Source organism: Shewanella insulae, from assembly GCF_009831655.1.
Classification (GTDB): Bacteria; Pseudomonadota; Gammaproteobacteria; order Enterobacterales; family Shewanellaceae; genus Shewanella; species Shewanella insulae.
This window is the reverse complement of sequence record NZ_WRPA01000042.1, coordinates 1-1,193: the sequence shown is the minus strand read 5'-3', so window position 1 is coordinate 1,193 and position 1,193 is coordinate 1. Positions and strand designations below refer to the sequence as shown.

1 protein-coding gene is annotated in these 1,193 nt (G+C 44.7%); it reads right to left on the bottom strand.

What is annotated here, in order from left to right:
* Window positions 1-32: 32 nt before the first annotated feature.
* Window positions 33-986, bottom strand: coding sequence for an IS110 family RNA-guided transposase (locus GNT65_RS20420; protein WP_160799003.1), 954 nt, complete (start codon window positions 984-986; stop codon window positions 33-35).
* Window positions 987-1,193 lie beyond the last annotated feature (207 nt).

Sequence of the window (1,193 nt, the reverse complement as noted above, 5' to 3'; positions counted from 1 at the left end):
TAACAAGTGACTGTGGTGTTTAGTCAATATATTTATCCGTTTTTTGCGCACCACAGCTCCTCGCTTTTAAGCATGGTATTCAAGATCACGATGAGCTTTCGCATGCAGGCGATCAGTGCTACTTTTGGCATTTTGCCAGCCGCTTTGAGACGCTGGTAATAGCGCTTAAAAACAGGATTACACTGTATGGCTGACATCATCGCCATAAACATGACTGTACGTATTCTGTGGCGACCACCACGGATCCTGCGTTTACCCTTGTAAGAGCCGCTCTCGCGGTTCATGGGAGCGACACCAACTAGGGCGGCAATTTCTTTTCGGTTTAGTTTTCCTAACTCTGGCATTTCACTAAGCAGAGTGTAGGAAAGCACTTTCCCCACCCCAGGAACACTCGTCAATATTTCCGATTTGACGCGCCATTCTTTGACCTGGGCTACGAGCTTATCGAGTTTTTCCGTAAGTTTATCTATTTGCTGGTTAAGTGATTTAAGCAAAGTATTAATTGATTTATAAAGCTCTTTGGGCATGATTTGGAGACGATTTTTTTCCATCGTTGCCATTTCAAGTAGCTGAGTTCGTCTGATTAGTAAGTCTTTGATTATTTGTGACTGTTCATCCGGAAGCTGCTTTATCTCAGGTTTAATGATTGCCGCAAATTGAGCGATGACTGAAGCATCAATTCTGTCTGTTTTCGCCATAACACCGATAGCTTGGGCAAAGCGACGAACTTTGATTGGATTGACGATTACAACGGGTAAATTAGCTTTATCGCAGGCAAAGACAAAGGCATGCTCATAACGACCCGTCGCCTCAGTGACGATACGCTTTACCGGATGCTGCTTAAGCACCTGAATGACTTTCTGGATATGTTCAGGGTCATTTGGGATAGATAAATGTAGGTCGAGTGGATGTAGAACGATATCGAGCTGTGACTTACCGACATCAACGCCGACATTGATTTCAGTTTGGTTTTTATGGTTGTTCATTATAAGCTTACTCTGCCTTGCTATACGGGCTCGAGGCCCCAATGACTGTTCGAGTTATTGCTAGGAGTTATGCAGCGCTACCCACTTGTTACCGGTCTCTCGTAAGAGGAGCCGCCATTCAATCGAGCTACTGCATAAAGACCCTCAACGGCCATTGAGGGTGGGCCTCCAATTTACCCTAAAATGGAACAGGATTAACCATACAAG